The following is a 22485-nucleotide window of genomic DNA, read 5'->3' on the forward strand; positions in this document are numbered from 1 at the left end:
TATGAGCAAATAATTGATCCACATGCTACACCTTAATATTCATAATTTTTTGAGTGAGCACATAACATCCGCCTAGCAAGAGCAGGCTCGCACTCATGATGAGGGTCCCGCTCCCTGAATAAAGAGGCTGCATATACTCCGGTGATGAAAAGGAAAGCACGGCAACAATGACAATCGGAGCAAACAATAGCACTCTAGACTCAAATCGCTTCTGTGCAATCATGACGTTGATATCCTGAGTAATTTCAAGTTTTTCACCAATGACTGTTGCTGTACGCTTCATCACCTCCACCAAATTTCCGCCTGTACGCTTACAGGTAAGGAAGACGTCCGTGAAACTGTTGACATCTTCTAAATGACTGCGATCTGCTAAATGCTTCAGTGCTGCCTCAATGGGCTCGCCGTTCTCAACCTTTCGGCAAATGACGCTGAATTCAACAACAATTAAACAATCAGGGTCAGGATAAAGCAGCCTTAAGTCCTCTAATGCCTCTTGAAAAGCACTTTCAATGGACTTCCCAACCGCCATGGAAGAGGATAAACAGCTTAGCGCTTGTTTGAATTGAACAAAAAGTTTATTTTTGCGTAACTGGATTAATTGCTGTTTGCGAATGCGGGGAAACATCAGTCCGACTGCTGAAAAAGCGGCAGCAAGAACGAAGCTTTTATAGAAAATATAACCAACAACAAAAGCAGGCAAAGCGAGCATTAGGATGGCGCTCAATTTTTCACGAGGAGTCAATTGATAGCAATTGTAATCTACTAATGTGAGGACGGAATGGCGTTGGGGATGGTGGACATCTCGAGTATTAGCCTTCTTCTCAGCAGGACCGCTGCTTTGCCGGCGTCTCTCTAAGAATAACAGGAGCATCCAACTGATTGTTCCCGACAGGACAATAAGTAATATAATTTTCATTCAGTTCCACACTCTTCCTTTCTGTGTGAAAACCAAGTTGGCAGCCTTTTGCCAGCCATACGTATTTTGTGCATGCTTCGTAGTGGGTTGCCTGTATACACAAGCTCTCCGGTTACCTTAGCGTCTGTCACTTCCCCTCTTTCCTCGAATAAAAACAACGGGTGGAGCTGAACTTCACCATCCTTCAATCCAATAACTTCATGAATTTCAGTCACCTTCCGCGTTCGATCACGAATTCGGCTGATATGAATCATCACATCGAGTGCCGAAGCAATCTGCTTACGGATAACCTCAATCGGCAGGGAAGCACCACTTAGCACCATGGTTTCAAGTCTGCTCAACATATCCACTGAGGTGTTACCATGGCCAGTACTTAAGCTACCGTCATGACCAGTGTTCATTGCCGATAACATATCTAGTGCTTCAGCACCACGAACCTCCCCAACAATAATGCGATTCGGCCTCATCCGAAGCGAAGCGCGAATTAGATCCCGTATGGTAATTTCACCTCTTCCCTCCGTATTGGCGTTTCTGGTTTCCATTCTTACCAAGTTGGGTACGGTCTGTATTTGAAGCTCGGCCGAATCTTCAATCGTAATAATACGTTCATGAGCGGGTATCCAGCTGCTTAATGCATTAAGAAAAGTTGTTTTCCCAGAACCTGTACCACCTCCGATAAAAATGTTATATCCAGACTCAACCAGCACCTGAAGAACTTCCGCTGCCTCCGCAGATATACTCCCCATCTGGATCAGATCCTCCATAAGCAGCGGCTTTTCAGGGAATTTTCGAATTGTCAACGTTGGCCCACTCAATGAGGCTGGCGGAAGCACAATATTAACCCTTGAACCATCTTGCAGCCGGGCATCGACAATCGGTGTTGATTGATTAACGATCCTATTCACTTTTGACACAATCATCTGGATAAGATCCTCAAGCTTCTCTGCACTTTCTAAAGAGTATGCGTATCGCTCAACTGCTCCTCTCCGCTCAAAAAATATATGCTCATGCCCATTAACCATAATTTCAGTAACAGAGGGGTCATCGATAAGCGGTTGTAAGATGTCCAATCCGCGAAATGAATCAAACATACGTTTAACGGAAGCGTGTATTTCGTTCGACGTCCATTTTTCCTCCGATGATGTTAGGAAAATTGCTTCTTCAATAAGCTCCCTCAACTTGGCATCACTGATCGTGCTTGAAAGATCAAGCTTTTCCTTGATCTGCTGCTTCAACATCACAAATTGACTTTGTTTCAAGAAGCTACAGCCCCTTCAGCTCTTGATACAGAAGTTTTATAGCTGATACAAAGAGCTGCAGCCATCTCATAGGCCTGTTCCGAGAATAAACTGGATGCCCACATCTGCTCTGGAGATCTTATACTTTTCCACTCCGGAATATAAGGAAGGTTAAAAGCAATCTCACGGCCAAGCTCAGAAAAATCATTCGTCTGCATGCCAATATACTTATTCATTACAAAATGAACATTGTGCATCGCACCCAGTTGCTTATATAGCACCTTCGTTTTATAAACATCATTCAAATCATCCCGAACCAACCAAATGATATGATCACTGACCTCTAATCCTTTTACAATTCGTGGATGAACGGAAGCTTCCAGATCTATGATGATATACTCATATTCATTCAAAGATATAAGTGCGTCGATGAGAACTCGAATCTGTTCTCCGCTTATTTCTTGCATTTCCCTAATCTGATCATTAGGCGACAAATAATCAAACCGCAGCTGCGGGTCAACTGATTTCAGTAATTGCAGCTTAGGCCCGAGTAATTCAGGCGAACTTTTCAAGTAGTATATTAATTGAGAAAATCGCCCTGTTTCACCCATCAGCCAAAGTGAAGCTGAACTGACAGATTCCAGGCTTAGATAAAAGACTCGCTCGCCACGAAAGGAAAGCTGTTTGGCTAGATGAATAGCCGTCATGGTCTTACCATTATTTCCACTTGAGCTATAAACAGAGATGACGGTGGTTTTATTAGTCCCGTGACTGCTTCTCTCCTCGTTCAGCTTTTCGGCATAGAAAGCCTGAAGTCGTGTAAGCAAATGGTGCAAAGATTGAAACCGGTACAAAAATGGAACCTTCGTCTCTGCATCTAGTGAGTTCGTTATCGTTTCGCTTAAAATCATCTTGTGAAGGTTAGTTCTCCGATCCAATAGAAGACGATAATAGGTCTCCGACAGCAACAACACGCCTACAGCCTGCTTGGCCTCAAGAACCTCTAAGATCAATTCTGCTTTCGAAAAAAGCTTCACCTGCATGCGTTCCCCGAACTCGGAGGCACGTATATAGGAGGCCAGTCGCTGCGCATATTCCTCGTCATCATCCAATACATAGAGTTGAAACCTTTTCATCCAAACCCCCTCCTATCGCTTTAAAATCAAGAGAATTGGCTGTATACGCCACTCCCTATTAATACAAGACCAATCACCCCAAGTACGATCGCCAGGCGAATCGCAGTAGCAGCTTTCAAAGCAACATCCTCCTTATCATTGAAGGAAAAACAAAAAAAGCACGCGCCGATTTCAGAGATGATCTCCAAAACCAGCGGTGCTTCCGCTCGTCCAACAATTTATCCAAATTGTACCACATTTTACCGAAAAATCAATCCCTTTATTCCCAAGGATATTTCATCGTGAAAAATCCAGCAAGCCTTTTACTTTCACCTCTGCGGATACGTCTCATCTCTGCCCGCTGCGGTGCCGATTCATGCAGTTTCGTCTCTTCCTCCGTTTCCGGAATCACATGAGGTACCTCAACCGGCACCTTATTGTCATCTAAGGCAACAAAAGTCAGGAAGGAAGTCGCAGCAATTTTTCTTTCTCCGGTTTTCAAATCCTCCGTAACGACTTTCACAAAAACCTCCATTGAGCTTTTCCCTGTCCAAGTCACAAATGATTCCAAGCAGACAGAATCCGAAGTGTGGATCGGATACAAAAAGTCAACTGAATCGGTTGATGCAGTGACAACGGATCTCCGACAATGTTTATGTGCAGCAATCGAAGCAATATCATCAATGTAGGACATCAGCTTTCCGCCAAACAGCGTGTTGTGATTATTCACATCTGTGGGAAAAATGCGTGATGTTTTGAAGCATCTGGATTCTCTAGCAAATCGTTTTTCCATAACTAACTGCCCCTTTGCATTCAAGCTTGTTTAATCATGCAATATCATAGCATATTTCTCATCCGTTTGGTCAAAATTGGCTATAACTTAACGATTGCTGATCTTTTTTAATTTTGAAAATAAGGAATTTTCCGTTTTCTTGCCTGCGTTAACATCTAAACGACTCTCTGGTAGGATCTCCTTCAGAAGTGGTGACAATGACGTCATTAATTGTTCTAACACTTCGGGCCGATCCTGGAGGTACTCTCCTTTCCAAACTGCGCGCATGACTTCCCCTCTAGGGAGCTCAGGCAATGTGCACAACGGAGAGGCTGGAAGCGATGTCACCCATTCATTACGAAAGTGATTTTGCATATTTCCATTAGCAACATAGTGCACTTTTTTCCCACGCTGCTGATAGGAATGAAACCGCTCGAAATTAGCACGCGAGCTAGGCCGATTGCATTTGCCCGGGGAAGGATCAAGAACTACGATAATCTCATCTGCACTATGGCAGAGTTCCTGAACGGAAGGATGCTCCCATTGAGTCGATATGTCCCATAGAACAATTGGCTTTTTGATTGTATGTAGAAGCTTAAATGAATCTGCAGGCTGCCACTCTTCATGAAATCCGTCAGGATGAATGGGGAACCATGTTGAGTATCCTTTATCCCAAGGAGTAGAAGAAATTAAACTTTGATCTTGCTCTCTCATTGAATGAGCTGCAAATTTGTAATTCTTAGGGGCTCTCAAATCACCATATAAAAGCATGTACAAGTCAGGTTCGATGGTCGGTTGTTCAACAAGCGCGTTCGGGAACTGGAGGGCGTTAAAGATTCTAGCTAGTGTAACTGCCAGAAATGTCGATCCTACGCCGGCAAAAAGACCTCCGACTATAATTAATTTATCCTGTGGCAGCAATGGATTGGAATGTTTTTGATAATTCGTCGTGTGCGCGGGATCGGGGTAAATGGAACGAAGTCTCATCTTCACTTCCATGGCGGATTGGCAGCGGTGCTGAGGATGCTCTTGCAGAAGTAAACGTATGGTTGAAGTAAGTGTTTCCGGGAGTTCAGGATGTAATTGATCCAAAGACTTATGAGTGAGATAGGCATACTGACCACCCGTAAATAAGTAGTAAAGCATGGCACCAAGTGAATATAAATCAGAACGCGCATCGGTTTGTAAGCCCATAAATTGCTCAGGAGCAGCAAAACCGATCGTCCCCATTTGCATCGTATCCGTCTGTTTGCCTTGTGTGAAATGTCTCGCAACGCCAAAATCAATTAGCCTAACTTGCGATTGCTCATTCAACATAATATTGGAGGGCTTGAGATCCCGGTATATAATCGGGCGAGGCTGGAATGTATGCAAATAATGCAGAATTTCACATAACTGAAACGCGATATGAACGACTTTGGTCGTATGCAGTTCTCGCCCTTTTTCTTCAAATAAATCTTGAAGCGTTGGTCCTTGAATATAATCCATAACCAAAAAGCCTGTCCCATCTTCGTTTGTAAAATAATCAACCAACTGCGGCAGTTGGGGATGATGAAGTCTTGCGAGCATTTCCGCTTCTTCCAGAAAGGATGCCCCGTCTTGTTCAGATGGAAGGACTTCCTTAACAGCCCACAACTTTCCTTTTAGCTTTTGATCTTCTACTAAGTAAACTTGACTCATCCCTCCTTGCCCTAACAAAGATACCATATGGTATCTTCCACCGATACAAGTTCCAATCCAATTCTTCTTCTGGCTTACGATAAAAAAGCCCCCTTCATCAAGTAATAATTACATTGATTATAAAAGGGCCCAAGATAAAAATCTACATTATTTTCCAAAAATACTACATCTTTTGCAAATAAAGCGTCAATTCCTCCCGATTGTGAAACAGCTGTTTCGCTTTAAGCAGGAAAAGAGAAGGCTCTAGAATTCGTAAAATATCGCGAACCGTTTGGAACGGTTTCTTATGCATCAGCTTGACTGTAATAATCGCTGTGCCGCCACTTTGCAGGGAATACAGCAAATCTGCGACCAAACGTCCCATTTGGCGGGGATCCCAACTCATGTCACAAACAAGCAAGTCAAACTCTTGATCCCGAAGCTTCACATCGCTTGCATTTTTCTTGTAAATCTTGAGATTAGGGTTGCCAAGCAGCCTTGGACTCATTGCTGCAGGGTCTATGGCCGTAACCTTCAAGCCGCGCTCTAATAACAACGAAGTCCAACCACCTGGAGCGGCTCCGATATCAAGTGCCGTTCTAGCGATGCTAAAATCAATTCCAAATCGCTGCTCCGCTTCCAAAAGCTTGAACTTGGCGCGTGATATTTGGTCCTCTTCCTTCATAAACCGAATGGCACCGCCTGACCAATCAGACAAATTATCGGCTGGCTTAGATATTCCCACAAACAGTTTTTTCGCATTGATGTAGATAGATATAATTTGGTCAGCATAGCGAACTACCGGTTCAGCATGAACTTCCGAAACAAGTATTTCATCTAATGCAGCCTTGATTGTAAATGGGGCATAGGGAACATCAGCGCGGTCTTCTTTACGCACTTGGATGGCTATTTTTTCACCGGAGTGAACAAGCCCTTCTGCATGTGCATTTTTTAACCATCCTTTGAGATGTTCAAGATCCGCTTCAGTTCTTGTAATCTCCCATTGCTGAAAAACAGGCTGAATATGTCTAAGAAAAATCGGTTCTTGCTCTTTCATTTGTGTTACTGCATCTTCCGTACCTGACGGCACTTCGAATAAAAAAACTTCAGTTGGCACAAGTAAAGTGAACTTGGTGAGCGGAAATAATTTACGGATTTCATCCTGCGCGTACTGTGCAAACCCGTGATTCGAAGAACCAATGTATGTCGTAATTTGTGTCATAGCCGCATCCTTTATCTTCTTTAACTTCTTTAATCCAAAACCTTAATCCACGGTCGATCCTGAAACCATTCCAATTCAATATCCACGTCAAAAGCTTTGCGGATATTTTCAGGCGTCAGCACCTCTTTCTTAGGTCCAGCAGCAATTAATTCCCCTTGTTCGATGATGGCAACATGCGTAATTAACGGAATAATTTCTTCAATATGATGCGTCACATAGACGACAGTAATGTCCTGCTTGCTAAGTTCATTGACATCTCTTAAAAAGCGTTCTCTCTCGTATAAATCCAGGCCAGCAGCAGGTTCATCCAAAACCAGAAGAGAAGGTTTCATCATCAAGGACCTGGCAAGCATCACTTTCTTCCGTTCACCCTGCGACAAACTGCCTAATGTTTGATGAGCCAAATGAGGAATTCGTACCCGCTCCAGCATAACCATTGCACGATCCAAAACTTCCTGCGGGATCTCTTGATAAAATCTGAGATAGGCATACTCGCCGGTAGCGACAACCTCAATAACAGGATCGCTTAGATTTAGTTTTTCCATTAGCGACTGTGAAATATAACCAATTCTCTTACGAACTTCTCTCACATCACATTGGCCATAACGGTTTCCCAACACGTCTACGGTTCCCCGACTTGGGAATTCGTAACCGTTCATCATCTCGAGCAACGTTGTTTTGCCCGATCCGTTACGACCTAACAATACCCAGTGTTCACCTGGTTGAATATGTACATTCACATCATTTAAAATATGTCGTTCGCCTCGAATAAAATGAATATGCGATAAATGAACCATATCAGGCTACATCCCTTTCTTATTACACTTCATACTTGTATTTTCCCTGTGCAATTTGCAACAGCAAATCGTCCGGAACACGATGAGGATAGATGTTCGTTCCATCAGGTTTGGCCGTATACAGCTTCTGATACATGGCCGTACAGGCTGCCTGGCTGGAGGTATGAATATAAATTTGTCGCGGGAATTTCCGCTTCTGGACGAGCCAAATCACAACATCCATGCCTGTCTGCTCGGTAGACCAGCCCATATCATGATCCAGCGATAAAATATCGATGTCACATTCTTCGAGTAGCAGCAAACACTCCTGTATATTTCTAGCTAGCGTAAATCCTTGGGGACAAGGACGCAGATCATCTAAGTATACATGAATCATGGCTGGATTTCCTTCCCTTCCTGTTCCTGCGGATCGTCAGTCAGCGTTACTGAATAAAGTTTTGACGAGAGCAATTTCCTCGGAATGAGTACCATTGCTCCCTTTTCCCGTTTCGAGAACAACCGGAATATGTCTTAAAAAGGCTGAAGACAGCATCTGTCCAAAATTATCAAGACCGATATATCCCGTTCCAATATTCGCGTGACGATCTCTGCGCGAGCCATAAGGATGAAGGGAATCATTCAGATGAACAGCTTTCAAATGGGGGAAATAATCAAGCATTTCTCCTCTAGCCTCCAGCTCACCCCATCCATGGCTCGTCCATAAACCGCTGGCAAAAGCATGGCACGTATCCAAACAAAAGCCAATTTTCTCCGGGCGCTGGCACAGTTTCCGCACCTGAGCCATCTCTTCCAATGTAAGACCAAGCTGTGAGCCTTCACCAGCTTGATTCTCAAGCAAAATGAAAGACGCCCCCTCATAGCCTTGAGTGGCGCTATTCAAACATTGTATTATATTTTTATAACCTTGTAACGGGTCTTTTCCAACATATTTGCCAAAATGCACCACGAGACCGACAGATCCGCATGCTTCCGTAATCTCGAGCCCATTCTTTATCAAGCTCACCATTAAATCTCGCTCTGCAGCATTTGCCGCTGGATTCAACGGGTAAGGCGCATGCCCAATAGACAGCATATCATGCTCTCGGCAAAATTCCGCACACAACGCAGCTTCCCGCACATTTACTATTTTCGTTGATAGACTCCTCGGATTCATCGGGAAATATTGAAAAGCTTTGGCTCCCATCGCTAGCGCCGTTTTGGCTGCTCCGCTATATCCACCCCTTGTACTCACATGAGCACCCACATACATGACCCCTCAGCCCCTTCACGATTGACAGTTCGCACAATAAAAGCATTTGCGACTAGAAATTTCTGTCTTCAACAGTGGATGACCACAACGTAAGCAGGGCTCGCCTTCACGGTCATATACACGGCATTTCGCATCAAATTTGCCTGTCAGTCGATCCCCAACAAATAAAGGTTCATCGATATAGCCGCCGTATTGAATGGCTTCAAGAAGAACTGTACGAATCGCTTGAAATAAACGATTTTGCTCCTCGGTTGTTAGGGATGACAGCTTACGCAGCGGCAAAATACCTGCAATAAAGCAGATCTCATCCGAGTAGCAGTTCCCGATTCCTGATAAAAATGATTGATCAACTAGCGTCACTTTCAGATTGCCATTTTTCCCTTTGAGCAGACTTTGAAATCGGGTAAAGGTAAAACTAGGCTCCAAAGGTTCGGGTCCTAATTTACTTAATACCTTCTCAACCTCAGGTATCGTATGCATGTGTAGATAGCCTAATCGCAATCCAATGAAGTATAAGTGCTGCGCGCCAAAATGGATCACTACCTGCGAAGTTCGATCCGGTTTCGCCTCTTCCGCCCCATAGAACATCCAGCCCCCGAGCATTAAATGCAGCAATAATACTTCACCGGAGCCTAAAAGAAATAGCAAATGCTTTGCTCTGCGCTCAATTCGTACAATTCGATTGCCGGTTAGCTTCTGGATAAAGCGATCCGGATCCACATTTAAAGATTTGGGACGCGTGACTTCAGCCCCTGTAATTGGCGAGTTCTGGATAAGTCTCGTCAACTGCTGACGATATGTCTCCATCTCCGGTAGCTCGGGCATGACAAATTCTCCTTGCCTTTTTCTACCTTGTATATCCATTTGATAGGGAAAGTAAACGGCTGCAGGCAAGACTTAGATTAATCCCTCGCTCGCGTAGATCGGCTTCACCTTACGCGTTTTGGTTTTTGAGTGAGAACCTTCGCGAGGCACCATGTTCTCGGTTTTTCTCACTTTATTTTTCAAACGGTTGATTCGCTTCTCTAAAGCTTCCTCTACCTCATGCTGCTTCCGATCGCCACGGTGCAGGGAGCGCCTGCGCCATAGTTTGGCCCATGCCTCTTCTGCATAAAAAATGGCCTGCGCCAAATTTCGCTCCCGATGCTCATAATACATGGCTAGTTCCAAATAAGGCTCAAGTTGCATCGCTAGGCTTGCATTCTTGATTTGAATCCAGCGTTTCCAGAGATCAACGGCACGGGAATACTGACCTTTCTTCTTATAAAAAGCTGCTAGCTGGAGAATCGCCGATTCATGTTCTGTTGAATTTGCAGGTTTCGGGTCATTCATTAGCCTCGAAAATAAATCTTGAAAAAACGTCTCTGCACGTTCCGAATGATTCATCTTATCCAGCCAAAGACCCGTACGAAACAGCTCTTCTAATTCGATATCAGCGTAGTGTGCATTATTCTCCACCACCCCGGCCTCAGGCTCAGCGTTCGTAGAAGATACTGCCGGTTCTATTTCTCCGCTTAGCAGCTTGGAAAAATGAATGGCCAATGCTGCCAATGTAACAATATCATGCTCATTATGAACGAACACACCTTGCAGGACAGATGGATTCTTTTCTGCCAAGTACTGAAAATAAAGGGTAGGCGCCATAGAACCGGGCACATCGTCCACACGTTCAAAACCAAGTCGGCTCTCTTCAACTTTGCTCAGACGGCACGAGGGTAGCGTATTCCGCCATAAGCTCCTGGAAGGATATAGCAAATCTAACTGCATAAGATTCGAATCATCGAGCGTAAGCCGATTGAGCACATAGCGATTCTTCAAGATCGGCCAATCGAAGGTACGACCGTTGTAGGAAACAATATGGGTAAAGCGGTCGAGCAGCTCTTGCAAATATACAAGCATGGCTTGCTCTTCCGCTGGATTGCGTATCAAAAGCTGTTCCACCGTGAACAGCTCTCCGGTGTAATAGCCGATGCCGACCATGAACGGCACGTTCCCCGCCCCTACACCGAGCCCTGTCGTCTCGGTGTCAAAGAAAAGCAGCGCGTCATGCCGGACGGCAGCGCCTTGGTCGTGAAAGCAGACAAGCTGCTGCGCGTAATCGGCCAGCTCCCGCAGCCGATACTTGCCGTGCACGCTGTCTGTGCCGTACAACCGGCGCCGCATGACGAACGAGCCAGCCGGGCTCGTCTCGATATGGGCGCCGAGCTGCACCCATTCGTCGTCAGCCGCAGGCACGGACGGCAGAGCGGCCTGCGCCGCCCCGGATCCCCGCAAACGGCCGAGCCTTTCGCGGAGCCCGCTCATCGGGCACCGCCATCCAGCTGCGCCAGCAGCTCCAGTGCGAGCTTCTTCCCAAGCAAGCCCACTTCTTCGATCGGCCCGACGCAGGCCGGACAGCCACTAATACAGCCGCAGTTTTGGATAAGGCTGCGCGCTTGATCCATAAGCTGACCGTGCACCTCGTAAAGTCGGTCGCTCAAGCCAACACCTCCAGGGTAACGGTCATAGAAAAACACTGTTGGAAGTTTGTTGTGCACTGCTTTAACCTGAGGGACGACTCGAATATCCAACGGATCGCACATTAAATAGAGCGGTGCAAGATGAGACAGCACATTCGCAATACCGAGCAGCGCATACTGCATATCGTTGACCGAACGGCCTGCTGCCATTTCCTCGTCAAAAGTGAACCAGTACGAACTGGTATGCAGCTCTTCCTCCGGTAAACGGATAGGACCGGAACCTATGTTCTCGTGTGTCCTCAGACGGATTTTCTTAAAAATCGTTGGCTGTGCGTTCACAGTAACCTCTCCCAGCTGACGCAGCAATCCGCCGCTTCGCCCTTCACGGTTCACATGCAGGACCTTCAGCTGAACCGCCAAGCTGGCATCCGTGAAATAGTCCACATCCACTTGACGGACGAACGCTTTCTTCTCTTCATAATCCAGTTTCTCCACTTGAAATTGGACGCCTTCATGTATATAAATCGCCTCTTCATGAATAAGGGTAGGCGCGCTGAAACGATCACATTCCCCAATCACTCGATTCGCGTTCGTCATATCGATAATAATGAAATTTTCTTGCGCGGCAGACCGCAAGGAAATGTTGTGTGCCGGAAAAGATTGCTCCATCCAATACCATCGGTCATTCACCTGATGAAGCACCTGCTCCTCGGTTAAATACTCTAGTACGTCAGTCAGCGACTCGTCGCCAAACTTTTCATTCGCTTCAAAAGGAAGCTCATAAGCAGCGCATTTCACATGATCCACGAGGATGATCAAATTATCAGGATGAATGCGCGCCTGCTCTGGCGGACGCTCGAAGAAATACCGCGGATTCTGGATCAAATATTGATCCAACGGATTGCTGCTCGCGACGAGTACCGTCAGCGAGGTCTCCTGCCGCCGTCCGGCACGCCCGGACTGCTGCCAAGTGCTGGCTATCGTGCCTGGATAGCCATTAAGCACGCACGCTTGCAGCTGGCCGATATCAATGCCCAGCTCCAGCGCGTTCGTGCTCACGACGCCGCGGATTTCACCGCTGCGTAAGCCTTTCTCGATCTCCCTGCGAAGCTTCGGGAGATACCCGCCGCGGTAACCGCGGATCGATTTGCTGCCCAGCTCGTGGGTCACGAGCTCCTGCAGATAGGTCAGCAAAATCTCAACGCGCACGCGGCTTCTTGCAAAAACAATCGTCTGAATGCCGCTTCGCAGCAGCGTACCTGCCAGCTTGCGCGTCTCCAAGACGGAGCTTCTACGAATCCCCAGCTGCTGGTTCACCACTGGCGGATTGTAAAAAACAAAGTGCTTCTCGCCTGCCGGCGCTCCGTTATTGTCGATCAGCGCTACGCTTTCTCCAATAAGTCGCTCCGCATGCTCCTTCGGGTTATCAATCGTCGCTGACGCACAAATAAATTGCGGCTTTGATCCATAGAATCGGCAAATACGCTTCAACCTGCGAATCACATTAGCTACATGACTGCCAAAAACACCGCGATAGGAATGCACCTCATCTATCACAATATAGTTCAAATTCTCAAATAGCTTCACCCACTTGGTATGGTGAGGAAGTATCGCCGAATGCAGCATGTCCGGATTCGTCACGACAATATGTCCCGCATTCCGAATCGCTTGTCTAACCGTCGGCGGCGTATCGCCGTCATAGGTATGCGTTTTGATGTCTACTTCCATGAAATCTACCATTTCTTGAAGTTCGGCAACCTGATCTTGTGCCAAAGCCTTCGTAGGGAATAGATAGAGCGCACGAGAGGCATCGTTCTCCAAAATTTTCTGCAAAACCGGAAGATTGTAACAGAGCGTTTTACCCGAAGCTGTCGGCGTCACGGTGACCACATGATGACCAGCCGTCACCTGACGGAAAGACTCCGCTTGATGCGTGTATAACTGCTTAATATGTTTATGTTGAAGCGCAGCCCGAATACCCTCGTGCAATCCCACTGGAAAATCAGCCAGCTTCGGATCACGCGGGGGTATGGTGTGCCAGTATGTAACTTGCGACATGATGTCTTGTTGCTTACGCAGCCAATCGATCATTTCGTTCATAGAAGAAACCTTGCCTGTTAAAGGATTCATACGTCGAATCTCCTTACCAATATCGTTTCTTCCATTTTACAGAATATACGTTCGTATGTCTACATGAGATCGGATGAATCATCGTAATCATACCGAATCCCTTCGTGATCAGCTCTCGCAACGGGGGCGTTAACTTGAAAAGCTTGGATTGCACTTTCTTGCATTTTTAACAAAACTTCCCGATAATCTCTAGAACGGTGCTCTTCCAAATCATGTTTCATCGCAGTTCTCAAAGCTCTTTCAATGATCACAACATCATGACTAGTAAAATTCACGGTTCCTCGCACCTCTCTCGGTACTTTATTTCACAACCTCTAGCATTGCCATAATAGGGTAAACACATACTGAGCACGGTTATTTTCAAAAACTCGTATTGTACGAAGAAATCAGGTAAAATTAGGAAGAGTATATAAATAAGGAGGAATTCATCATGACAACATCTTTACCCGTCGAAGTCGAATCCAATCGCCAACCGGATCACGAGATCAATCCGCAATTCCTGACCCGTTGGTCACCTCGCTCATTCACAAAGCAAGAGGTTACTGAAGATGTACTCCTTAGCTTGTTTGAAGCGGCACGCTGGGCACCGTCCGGCAGTAATATACAACCTTGGCGGTTCATCGTTGCCCGTACGGAAGAGCAGTTAGCCAAGTTTCACAGCTTTATTGCCCCAGCCAACCGGGAATGGTGTGAAAAAGCACCTGTTCTTGCTCTAGTCATTTCCTATACTAAATCCTCTAACGGGAATACTTCCCCGAGTCACGCTTTCGATGCAGGCGCAGCATGGGGATACCTTGCGCTAGAAGCTAACAATCAAGGATTAATAACACATGCAATGGGTGGCTTTGATCATAATCAAGCACGTGAAACGCTTCAAATTCCTGAGGATTATCAAACGCATGCCGTTATTGCGATTGGCTATCGCGGTCCTGTTGAAGCTTTGCCTGAACGCTTTCAAGAGCGTGAAGCTCCTTCTACTCGTCGTCCCGTAAGCGAATTGCTATTTGAAGGGACCTTTGGCCAAACACGATAAGCCAGAAAAAATAACCGCCAGGGAAGTGCCCCTGGCGGTCCCCTTAAGAGAACTAGAGTCCGTTTAACTTGGAAATATGGAGTAAACTAATAAGGAAGTTCGACTTTATCGACTCTAGATTTGTAGGATGGGTCAAAATAAGCCGTGAACGTAAGATTTACAGTCAATTTTCGCGATAGATCCTTAGGCAAATTTCCGAAGTTTACCGTGTCCACACGAATTAATCGCGGTAAAGCTTGCAGCTGTGTAATGGCAGCCGTAATTTCATTAAATGTCCCGCCAACAGAAGTTGTCACTCTGACTTCCCTGACATTCGGATACGGGTTTTTACTGTTCGCATCCGTCTGCTGCGTTTGCGTGCTTTTGTCACTCACCGCATAGGAAATAGAGTTGAAATTAACTTTTGAACTCGTTTTAATCTGATTTAAATCAAGTGTCAACTGCTCCGTATTGTCCCACAAAGGAAGAGCGGCTTGAATGTCTTTTAGAGACGGACCGACATCTTCTTTCTTCTCACTTAACTTCTTCGTTAGAATCTGTATTTGTTTTTCTACGAGCACAATTTCGTCTTCTTGCGCTTTGATTTTATTGGTAGAAGGCAGTTGTATGAAATAATAGAAAGCAAAAAGACCTAAAAACAACAGAACCGCGAGGAATAGAAAAAGAGACTTCGCATTATTTTTGTTGGACATTCGTAGCCTCCTCTCCTTTCGCTTCCCCAGCTCCCTTAGTACCCGCCTCTTTTGCAGCTGTGGCTTTTTTGAACGCTATTGAGTAATTAACTGTATATTGCTTAGCCGTATTGATAACCGGGTTATTCGCAACAGGGTTCGTTGGATCAGTTGGTGTCTCAGCACTCACCGCTGCATTCGTAGTACCAATTGTCGTCTCGGTAATTGATTGAAGTATGGCATTTTCCCCAAAAGACAGCTTGCGCAGATCAAATAAATAGCGGGCCGAATCCTCCATCTTCACGAAAACGACAGTTAAAGACATTTGCGATTCCGAAGAATAGGAAATGGTGCTGATCTGAGCATCTACCGGCAACGGTTTCTTGATATCCCCGATCATTGCGACAACGTCTTTGCGGTTCGCCCTCGTCATTGTAATAAACGCCGCTGGGTCCCCCTGAGTTGCAGGTTTTGATGTTAATTTTGCCTCTGCAGCTGATTTTTGAGAATTGAGAGCAGTTAGTCTTGACGCGTTTTGAGCCGATGTTTTCTGATTATCCAAATAATTTGTACCTATCAATGCCGCACAAGCAACCCACACCAACATACCCAAAACGGCTAATAGAAACTTGATTTTTGTCTCTGTTTTCCGATGCGGAAGCAAGTTAATTTGCGTTTTTTGCTTGGAAAATAAGGCGACCCCAATGGCAACACGATACGCATTAGCGCTAAAATCTATTGACCGTTCATTCGCATATAAATCGAAATCAACCTTCTCCACCTTCAGCTCGGAAAGAGCCTGCTCAAGCTCCAAATGCAGCTGAACTCTGCCTTCATTCGCACCCGTTACGATAATATGAGAAATTCGGCTTTTCCCCTCTTGAATACTGTATTGATAAAAGCTCAGCATCCTGGATATTTCAGCAATAATTTCTCCGATCTGATCGGGGGTTAGTTCATCATCAACTGCTATATCGTGTTCAACAAGACTAATCGTTCTCATAAAAATCGGATTGCCATTTTGCAGCATGTACACTTCCAGCGTGCCACGATCTAAGGAAACCAACATACATTCCTCAAAAAACTCCTCCTGCTGCGACGATATCGCCCTGACTAAGGCAGTAGCAGAAATCTCCGCCGCTTTCACGTGTACTCCGGCATCCTCAAACACTTTTACATAGCTCATAATCAGCTTTTTTGGTGCTGCAAACACTAGAACCAGCGTGCTCTCATCATCTTGGCTTACCTTAATGTAATCGTAGACAGGGTCCTCAAAAGGCAGACGTAACGCAGTTTCCACTTCAAGCTCTACAAGCTGACGCAGTTCTTGCGGCTTAATACTTGGAATTCGCATTTTACGAATGATAATTTGCGATGTCGGAATGGCAATGGTCGCAGAAGCCCCCCTCAGCTTTTCCGCTTTTACCCATTGTTTAACCTGAAGGCTCAGGGATTCCGAATTGACAATTTGATCTTCGACAATAATCCCTGGAGGGATGGGAAGAAAGCCGCTAGTTCCAACTTCCCACGACTTTTTCTTTTTAACAGTGACATACCGGACTCCCGTTTGATCCACCGTAATCCCGATTCGCTTAGTACCTAAGCCGTACATATTAATCACACCCTGCTATCCGAGTAATTTTAGGTAAGCTTTTATCATATCCGATCCATAACCGTATGAAATCAAAATGCCCAACGCCAATGACGGGCCAAATGGTATCGGTTGTTTTCTCTTGGTGATTTTTAGCAGAAGCAGCAACCCACCTATCAGACTGCCAATCATACATGCCAAAACAAATGCGACCATAATATGAGATAAGCCTAGGACTGCACCACAGACTATAAGGAGTTTGGCATCCCCCATGCCCATACCGCCGCGCGAAAGAACTGCGATTAACACAATAATACCGCCCCCGATCACAGCGCCTAGTACATAACTCCACCAAGCCTGATCTCCAGGAAAAATGAATCTTAAAACTATGAAAATCGGGAAAAATACTATCAATATTTTATTAGGAATAAGCATATAAGATAGATCGGAAACCGTGATAATTACTAAAAGACTAACAAGTGTTAAGGCGATTAAAGACTCTACCGTGATTCCAAAATGTATATATACCCATAAAAATAGCAATCCTGTTGCGAGTTCCCCTAAGGGATATAGAATGGAAACCTTAGTTCCACAATATCTGCACTGTCCTCTGGTAAAAATGTAGCTGATTACAGGGATTAGATCTTTTGCTTTCAGCTTTGTCCCGCATTTCGGACAGGCCGATGGCGGGTTGATGACCGACTGTTTGGCCGGCACTCGCAGCGCAACTACGTTGAAGAAAGATCCGAGTACAAGACCGAGTATGAAAATATAGATTGCGATGAGGAGTGTCATTTGATTGGGTCACTTTCTTTGATTTTAAAAAAGGAATCGGAATGGACCGATTCCTTTTAGAAGTAATATTTAAGGAGTTGTTGGAGCTGTTGTAACAAATGCTCCCTTACTTGCAATAACATCAGAGCCCTTTAAGTATTTAGTGCCTGCCGTTGTAGTTAATGAAACATACAACAATTCTCCAGTAGATGTAAATTTAACTTCCCCACCTGTAATTCCATCCTTTGTACTTGGTAGTACTAATCCATTATCTAGGTAACCTTGTTTGATTAAACCTTTTGCATTTGTATCTTCATTCACAGCAATAGTTTGATTTTTTGGATCCCCAGATAATTCGGATGTAACATACAATCTTGCAGCATCATAAACTTGGCGGGCAGTAGCAATATCTGAATCAGCTTTTGACTTATTAATCACACCCAAAATATAAGGAACAGCAATAGCCGCAATAACTGCCAAGATAACAATTACAGCCAGCAACTCAATCAACGTAAATCCTTTTTCTTCTTTTTTAAGACGCTTCATCATTTTGAATAACATAATGTCTACCTCCAATATTTTTTTAACTTAAATTAGAATACATACTAAACATCGGCAGCATAATTGCTGCAACAATTGATCCTACTAATCCCGATAATAAAACTAGCAATAGCGGCTCTAACAGCGACTTCAATCGATCAACAGTGTTTTCTACGTCCATCTCATAAAAATCCGCCACTTTTTCAAGCATCTGATCAAGAGCACCCGTTTCTTCTCCAATAGAAATCATCTGTGTGACAAGAGGAGGAAATACCCAGGACTGCTTAAGCGGTTCAGACAACGGGTTCCCCTGCCGTAAGGAGTCCGCCGATTTTTTAATAAAACTACCAATTACCTTGTTACCAACTACTTCTTCTACGATTGCAAGCGACTGAAGAACTGGAACCGCACTTGAATACAATGAGGATAACGTCCGAGTCATTAACGCAATTGAGCCTTTTTGCCTCAACTTACCAAAAATAGGTATTCTGAGCTTTACATAATCAATCCCATATGCACCTGCTTCAAACCTCTTTGCCACTTGGTAAGCAGTAATTACTGCAAGCACCCCAACTAACCAAAACAACCACTGATGTTGAATACTGTTACTTAATTTCAATACAACTCTAGTAATCAAAGGAAGTTCAGCATGCAGTGACTCGAATGTGGTTACAAACTGAGGAACAACAGATTTTAAAAGATAAATTACTGCAACAATAGAAAGTCCACCGACCGTTGCCGGATAAGTCATCGCCGACTTAATCTTCTCCCGAGTCACATGCTCCTTCTCAAAAAACTTGGCAAGTCGCTCCAACGTTCCTTCCAAGTCACCCGTCTCTTCACCAGCGCGAACCATGTTGACAAACATTGGTGGGAAAATCTTTTTATGCTCCGAGATCGAGCTGGAGAAAGAAACACCCTTCGAAATATTTGAAGCAACTTGCAAGAGTGCTTTGCGAAGCGGCTTACTCTCGGTTTGTGAAGCCAAAATCGACGTTGCTTCCACGATATTGACCCCGGCCCTAATCAACGTCGCAAACTGCCGGCAATACACGATAAAGTGAATCGTTTTTACCGGATTACCGATGTAGATTTCCGTTTTGAGTGCTTTGAACTGTTCTTCTTTTACGGAGAGAACGATATAGCCCTTTTTGCGGAGCTCCTCAACCGCAGTTGATTTATCAGTGGCGGAAATTTTGCCTTTTACCTGTTTACCGCTGCTGCCTCTTACTTCATACAGGAACTCTGACATTACATCACACCACCCTCAGCAAGATAAGCTCTCGCTGCGATGGGATCAATAAGTCCTTGCTGCATTTGTTCCTTAATTGACATGTCCAGCGTATGCATGCCTAAGCTGCGTCCGGTTTGCATGACACTCTTGATCTGATGAATTTTCTCCGAACGAATAAGATTCCCTACAGCCGGTGTATTGATCATGATTTCCGTAGCGCAAGTTCGTCCTAGGCCACTAGGCTTGGGAAACAATCGCTGTGAGATCACTCCGACCAAAACTGCTGCCAGCTGCACACGGATTTGCCCTTGCTGATGCGCTGGGAAAGCATCGATAATGCGATCAATTGTTTGTGGTGCGTCTGTTGTATGCAAGGTTGCAAAGACCAAATGTCCCGTTTCAGCTGCCGTAACGGCTGCAGAGATCGTTTCAAGATCACGCATCTCGCCAACAAGAATAACATCGGGGTCTTGACGCAAAGCCGCTCTTAAACCATTTGAGAATGACTTCGTATCACTGCCTACTTCCCTTTGGTCAATAATCGATGAAGAATGCGTATGAAGAAACTCGATCGGGTCTTCCAACGTTACAATATGCTTCTTCTCTGTTCGATTAATGTAATCTATCATAGCTGCCAATGTTGAAGATTTACCACTTCCCGTTGGCCCCGTCACTAAGACAAGTCCTTGTGGTTTCAACGCTAATGAACTAATCACACTAGGCAGCTGTAGCTGTTCAAGAGACGGAATCTTTGTTGGAATCGTTCGAATAGCGACGCTGACGCGTCCTCTTTGACGATAAGCATTAATCCTGTACCGTGAACATCCTTCAAGCTCATATGAAAAATCCAGTTCTCCAGCTTGATTGAATCGATCATTTTGATCAGTATTCAAAAGAGCCTCTGCCATGGAACGAGTATCATCAACTTGCAGCTTTTCATTCCCAACTTGCTGTAATGTGCCGTGAACGCGAATGATTGGCGGCGATCCTACAGAGAGATGTAAATCAGATGCTTTAGACTCATGGGCAGTCCTCAATAAACTTACGATCCGCTCTAACGAATTTGACATTTCCCACACCTCCTTTCTCGTTAATAAGCAACTGTCTCTCTGATAACTTCTTGTAATGTCGTAATTCCTTGCCGTACTTTCTGAATCCCGTCATCCATCAGTTGAATCAGACCATGCTTTAGTGCAGCATCCCGCATTTCCTGCACAGAAGCTTTGTTGCTAATTAACTGGCGCATTGTATCGTTCACGACGAGAATCTCGTGGATGGCTAACCTCCCGCGATATCCGGTGCGATTACAGTTGCCGCAGCCATTGCCTTTGTGAAGCTTTTCGGCATGTATTCCTTTGTTGTTCATGAAGATCCGTTCTTGCTCCGTAGGTGTATAAACCACTTTGCATTCGTAACATATTCTACGAACAAGCCTTTGTGCAACAACACCGATTAGGGACGAAGCAATCAAATACGGTTCAATACCCATATCCCGAAACCGAGTAATCGTACTCACGGAATCATTGGTATGTAGAGTTGACAGTACAAGGTGCCCCGTTAATGATGCACGGATTGCAATTTCTGCTGTCTCAGAGTCCCTTATCTCACCAACCATGACGATATTCGGATCCTGCCGTAAAATGGAGCGAAGTCCGGCGGCGAAGTTGAGGCCAATCGTCGGATTCACATGCACTTGATTAATACCTTCCAATTGGTACTCTACGGGATCTTCAATCGTAATAATGTTGGCATTCTCTTGATTTAAATGGCTTAGTGCAGAGTATAGCGTCGTTGTTTTCCCGCTTCCAGTAGGACCTGTGATAAGCAAAATCCCATAAGGCTGCTCAATCATTTCACGAAAAACACCCATGTTACGCTCCCCGAATCCTAACTGCTCAATAGGCTTAACGCCGGTTGATAAGTCTAGAATCCGTAAAACTATTTTCTCACCATGAATGGTAGGAAGAGAGGAAACACGAATATCTACATGCTTATAATCTACTTGCATTTTGATTCTACCGTCTTTAGGCAATCTTCGTTCGGCGATGTTCAATTTAGCCATAATTTTCAGACGCGCAGTAATAAAACCTTGCATTTGCTTTGGAATCACACGTTCAGTTCTTAAATGACCGTCAACCCGGTAGCGAATAACCAGATTCGTCTCACCTGGATCAACGTGAATATCCGACACTTTTAACTGAACCGCTTGCTGTATCATTTGATTGACCAACCTTACGATTGGAGAATCCTCATCCGTAATTTCAGTTTCCTTGATATCTTCGGTCGTCGGCATATCTGTCATCATTTGACTCATTGAATCCTGAAGTCCATAATGACGGGCAATGGCACGCTGCAATTCATCTCTGCTCGTAATTGCCGGTTCTATGCGATACCCTGTGCTCATTCTCATCTCTTCAATAGCAAAGTAGTCCAGCGGATCCGCCATAGCCACCATGAGCTTCCCGCCCTCTTTATGAAGAGGAATGGCCTGGTAGCGTCTCGCCATGCTTTCAGGGATGATTTTCGTTATTTCAGGATCAATCTGATATTTAAATAAGCTAACATGGGGGATGCCGAGTTGAAACTCCAGAACCTCAATTAATTGCTGCTCTGTGATATATCCTTGCGTAATCAGCAGGTCCCCAAGCTTCTGTTTTGTTTTACTTTGTTCTTTAAGTGCCTCTTGGAGCTGAGTTTCTGAAATAATCCCGCTCTCTACTAGCAAATCACCCAATCTTTTCCTAACAAGAGCCATTTCCTTATCAACTCCATTACTAATTTCGCCCAAGAAAATTATAGGACTAAATACCTAATTTAAGCAAGATAAAAATCATTATACAACATTATGGTTCATTTTAGTATTATTTTCTTATTTCTTCATGTCGAATTTCCACTTAATCTAGTTCTAAACTACCACAAACATTACAATTCGTCCCCTGTATCACATAATCCTCTTAAAAAAAATCATTAAAATTATGTTATTTTCGTCAACTTCCTTATAATCCCCTAAAATATTTTCGATATCATATACACAAACTGTATATTTTTAGGACCAAAAAGTAGTAAAATAGTCTCATATCATAAA

General features: G+C 44.7%; 21 protein-coding genes. 1 reads left to right on the forward strand and 20 read right to left on the reverse strand.

Features of this window, described 5'->3' with window-relative positions:
- Window positions 1-25 precede the first annotated feature (25 nt).
- The 13 genes from ACUN27_RS21765 to ACUN27_RS21825 all read right to left on the reverse strand — a co-directional run bounded on the left by ACUN27_RS21765 (window position 26) and on the right by ACUN27_RS21825 (window position 13832).
- A complete protein-coding gene (locus ACUN27_RS21765; protein ID WP_445559591.1) occupies window positions 26-916 on the reverse strand; it encodes a type II secretion system F family protein in 891 nt (296 codons plus the stop codon).
- Window positions 913-2154, reverse strand: a complete 1242-nt coding sequence (locus ACUN27_RS21770) for a CpaF family protein (protein WP_315950380.1) — start codon at window positions 2152-2154, stop codon at window positions 913-915. Before ACUN27_RS21770 ends, ACUN27_RS21765 begins: the two co-directional genes overlap by 4 nt.
- Before the next feature lie 17 nt (window positions 2155-2171).
- Window positions 2172-3290 carry a hypothetical protein gene (locus ACUN27_RS21775; RefSeq protein WP_326063137.1) on the reverse strand — a complete coding sequence of 373 codons (1119 nt, stop codon included), beginning with the start codon at window positions 3288-3290 and terminating at the stop codon, window positions 2172-2174.
- Window positions 3291-3549: 259 nt separating this feature from the next.
- On the reverse strand, window positions 3550-4062 hold the full coding sequence (locus ACUN27_RS21780) for an acyl-CoA thioesterase (protein WP_315949596.1): 513 nt from the start codon (window positions 4060-4062) through the stop codon (window positions 3550-3552).
- 87 nt (window positions 4063-4149) lie between these two features.
- Window positions 4150-5748 (reverse strand): serine/threonine-protein kinase, encoded by a 1599-nt coding sequence (locus tag ACUN27_RS21785; RefSeq protein ID WP_315949595.1) that lies wholly within the window; start codon window positions 5746-5748, stop codon window positions 4150-4152.
- A 136-nt stretch (window positions 5749-5884) separates the two neighbouring features.
- Window positions 5885-6922: an SAM-dependent methyltransferase gene (locus tag ACUN27_RS21790; RefSeq protein ID WP_315949594.1), complete on the reverse strand. Its 1038-nt coding sequence runs from the start codon at window positions 6920-6922 to the stop codon at window positions 5885-5887.
- Window positions 6923-6951: 29 nt separating this feature from the next.
- Window positions 6952-7719 (reverse strand): ABC transporter ATP-binding protein, encoded by a 768-nt coding sequence (locus tag ACUN27_RS21795; RefSeq protein WP_315949593.1) that lies wholly within the window; start codon window positions 7717-7719, stop codon window positions 6952-6954.
- A gap of 22 nt (window positions 7720-7741) precedes the next feature.
- Window positions 7742-8095, reverse strand: coding sequence for a cyclic-phosphate processing receiver domain-containing protein (locus ACUN27_RS21800; protein WP_315949592.1), 354 nt, complete (start codon window positions 8093-8095; stop codon window positions 7742-7744).
- Window positions 8096-8131: 36 nt separating this feature from the next.
- Window positions 8132-8968, reverse strand: coding sequence for a deoxyribonuclease IV (locus ACUN27_RS21805; protein WP_315949591.1), 837 nt, complete (start codon window positions 8966-8968; stop codon window positions 8132-8134).
- A 15-nt stretch (window positions 8969-8983) separates the two neighbouring features.
- Window positions 8984-9793, reverse strand: a complete 810-nt coding sequence (locus tag ACUN27_RS21810; protein WP_315949590.1) for an Fpg/Nei family DNA glycosylase — start codon at window positions 9791-9793, stop codon at window positions 8984-8986.
- Between the two features lie 72 nt (window positions 9794-9865).
- Entirely contained in the window at window positions 9866-11272 is a 1407-nt protein-coding gene (locus tag ACUN27_RS21815; RefSeq protein WP_445559592.1) for a ribonuclease H-like domain-containing protein, read from the reverse strand.
- Window positions 11269-13557 carry a DEAD/DEAH box helicase gene (locus tag ACUN27_RS21820; protein ID WP_315949588.1) on the reverse strand — a complete coding sequence of 763 codons (2289 nt, stop codon included), beginning with the start codon at window positions 13555-13557 and terminating at the stop codon, window positions 11269-11271. Before ACUN27_RS21820 ends, ACUN27_RS21815 begins: the two co-directional genes overlap by 4 nt.
- A 59-nt stretch (window positions 13558-13616) precedes the next feature.
- A complete protein-coding gene (locus ACUN27_RS21825) occupies window positions 13617-13832 on the reverse strand; it encodes a hypothetical protein (RefSeq protein WP_315949587.1) in 216 nt (71 codons plus the stop codon).
- Window positions 13833-13987: 155 nt separating this feature from the next.
- Here ACUN27_RS21825 and ACUN27_RS21830 point away from each other — a divergent pair, with 155 nt between their 5' ends.
- Window positions 13988-14590 (forward strand): nitroreductase family protein, encoded by a 603-nt coding sequence (locus ACUN27_RS21830; RefSeq protein ID WP_315949586.1) that lies wholly within the window; start codon window positions 13988-13990, stop codon window positions 14588-14590.
- Window positions 14591-14676: 86 nt separating this feature from the next.
- Here ACUN27_RS21830 and pilO read toward each other — a convergent pair whose 3' ends face one another.
- The 7 genes from pilO to ACUN27_RS21865 all read right to left on the reverse strand — a co-directional run bounded on the left by pilO (window position 14677) and on the right by ACUN27_RS21865 (window position 22155).
- Window positions 14677-15282, reverse strand: coding sequence for a type 4a pilus biogenesis protein PilO (pilO, locus tag ACUN27_RS21835; protein ID WP_445559593.1), 606 nt, complete (start codon window positions 15280-15282; stop codon window positions 14677-14679).
- Complete coding sequence (pilM, locus tag ACUN27_RS21840; RefSeq protein ID WP_326063131.1) at window positions 15266-16873, reverse strand: pilus assembly protein PilM; 1608 nt, start codon at window positions 16871-16873, stop codon at window positions 15266-15268. Before pilM ends, pilO begins: the two co-directional genes overlap by 17 nt.
- A 15-nt stretch (window positions 16874-16888) precedes the next feature.
- The gene (locus ACUN27_RS21845) at window positions 16889-17647 is read right to left on the reverse strand and encodes a prepilin peptidase (protein ID WP_445559594.1); all 759 of its coding nucleotides are present in this window, start codon (window positions 17645-17647) and stop codon (window positions 16889-16891) included.
- Between the two features lie 69 nt (window positions 17648-17716).
- Window positions 17717-18187, reverse strand: a complete 471-nt coding sequence (locus tag ACUN27_RS21850; protein ID WP_445559595.1) for a type II secretion system protein — start codon at window positions 18185-18187, stop codon at window positions 17717-17719.
- A gap of 22 nt (window positions 18188-18209) precedes the next feature.
- The gene (locus tag ACUN27_RS21855) at window positions 18210-19418 is read right to left on the reverse strand and encodes a type II secretion system F family protein (protein ID WP_315949581.1); all 1209 of its coding nucleotides are present in this window, start codon (window positions 19416-19418) and stop codon (window positions 18210-18212) included.
- Window positions 19418-20470: a type IV pilus twitching motility protein PilT gene (locus ACUN27_RS21860; RefSeq protein WP_445559596.1), complete on the reverse strand. Its 1053-nt coding sequence runs from the start codon at window positions 20468-20470 to the stop codon at window positions 19418-19420. The genes ACUN27_RS21855 and ACUN27_RS21860 overlap by 1 nt, the downstream gene beginning before the upstream one ends.
- 20 nt (window positions 20471-20490) lie before the next feature.
- The gene (locus ACUN27_RS21865; protein ID WP_445559597.1) at window positions 20491-22155 is read right to left on the reverse strand and encodes a GspE/PulE family protein; all 1665 of its coding nucleotides are present in this window, start codon (window positions 22153-22155) and stop codon (window positions 20491-20493) included.
- Window positions 22156-22485: the final 330 nt, after the last annotated feature.

This window comes from Paenibacillus sp. WC2504 (assembly GCF_052682475.1).

Coding starts and splice junctions, on each gene's coding strand:
- ACUN27_RS21765 (WP_445559591.1), bottom strand. CDS start 916: ATGAAAATTATATTACTTATTGTCCTGTCGGGAACAATCAGTTGGATG.
- ACUN27_RS21770 (WP_315950380.1), bottom strand. CDS start 2,154: ATGTTGAAGCAGCAGATCAAGGAAAAGCTTGATCTTTCAAGCACGATC.
- ACUN27_RS21775 (WP_326063137.1), bottom strand. CDS start 3,290: ATGAAAAGGTTTCAACTCTATGTATTGGATGATGACGAGGAATATGCG.
- ACUN27_RS21780 (WP_315949596.1), bottom strand. CDS start 4,062: ATGGAAAAACGATTTGCTAGAGAATCCAGATGCTTCAAAACATCACGC.
- ACUN27_RS21785 (WP_315949595.1), bottom strand. CDS start 5,748: ATGGTATCTTTGTTAGGGCAAGGAGGGATGAGTCAAGTTTACTTAGTA.
- ACUN27_RS21790 (WP_315949594.1), bottom strand. CDS start 6,922: ATGACACAAATTACGACATACATTGGTTCTTCGAATCACGGGTTTGCA.
- ACUN27_RS21795 (WP_315949593.1), bottom strand. CDS start 7,719: ATGGTTCATTTATCGCATATTCATTTTATTCGAGGCGAACGACATATT.
- ACUN27_RS21800 (WP_315949592.1), bottom strand. CDS start 8,095: ATGATTCATGTATACTTAGATGATCTGCGTCCTTGTCCCCAAGGATTT.
- ACUN27_RS21805 (WP_315949591.1), bottom strand. CDS start 8,968: ATGTATGTGGGTGCTCATGTGAGTACAAGGGGTGGATATAGCGGAGCA.
- ACUN27_RS21810 (WP_315949590.1), bottom strand. CDS start 9,793: ATGCCCGAGCTACCGGAGATGGAGACATATCGTCAGCAGTTGACGAGA.
- ACUN27_RS21815 (WP_445559592.1), bottom strand. CDS start 11,272: ATGAGCGGGCTCCGCGAAAGGCTCGGCCGTTTGCGGGGATCCGGGGCG.
- ACUN27_RS21820 (WP_315949588.1), bottom strand. CDS start 13,557: ATGAATCCTTTAACAGGCAAGGTTTCTTCTATGAACGAAATGATCGAT.
- ACUN27_RS21830 (WP_315949586.1), top strand. CDS start 13,988: ATGACAACATCTTTACCCGTCGAAGTCGAATCCAATCGCCAACCGGAT.
- pilO (WP_445559593.1), bottom strand. CDS start 15,282: ATGTCCAACAAAAATAATGCGAAGTCTCTTTTTCTATTCCTCGCGGTT.
- pilM (WP_326063131.1), bottom strand. CDS start 16,873: ATGTACGGCTTAGGTACTAAGCGAATCGGGATTACGGTGGATCAAACG.
- ACUN27_RS21845 (WP_445559594.1), bottom strand. CDS start 17,647: ATGACACTCCTCATCGCAATCTATATTTTCATACTCGGTCTTGTACTC.
- ACUN27_RS21850 (WP_445559595.1), bottom strand. CDS start 18,187: ATGTTATTCAAAATGATGAAGCGTCTTAAAAAAGAAGAAAAAGGATTT.
- ACUN27_RS21855 (WP_315949581.1), bottom strand. CDS start 19,418: ATGTCAGAGTTCCTGTATGAAGTAAGAGGCAGCAGCGGTAAACAGGTA.
- ACUN27_RS21860 (WP_445559596.1), bottom strand. CDS start 20,470: ATGTCAAATTCGTTAGAGCGGATCGTAAGTTTATTGAGGACTGCCCAT.
- ACUN27_RS21865 (WP_445559597.1), bottom strand. CDS start 22,155: ATGGCTCTTGTTAGGAAAAGATTGGGTGATTTGCTAGTAGAGAGCGGG.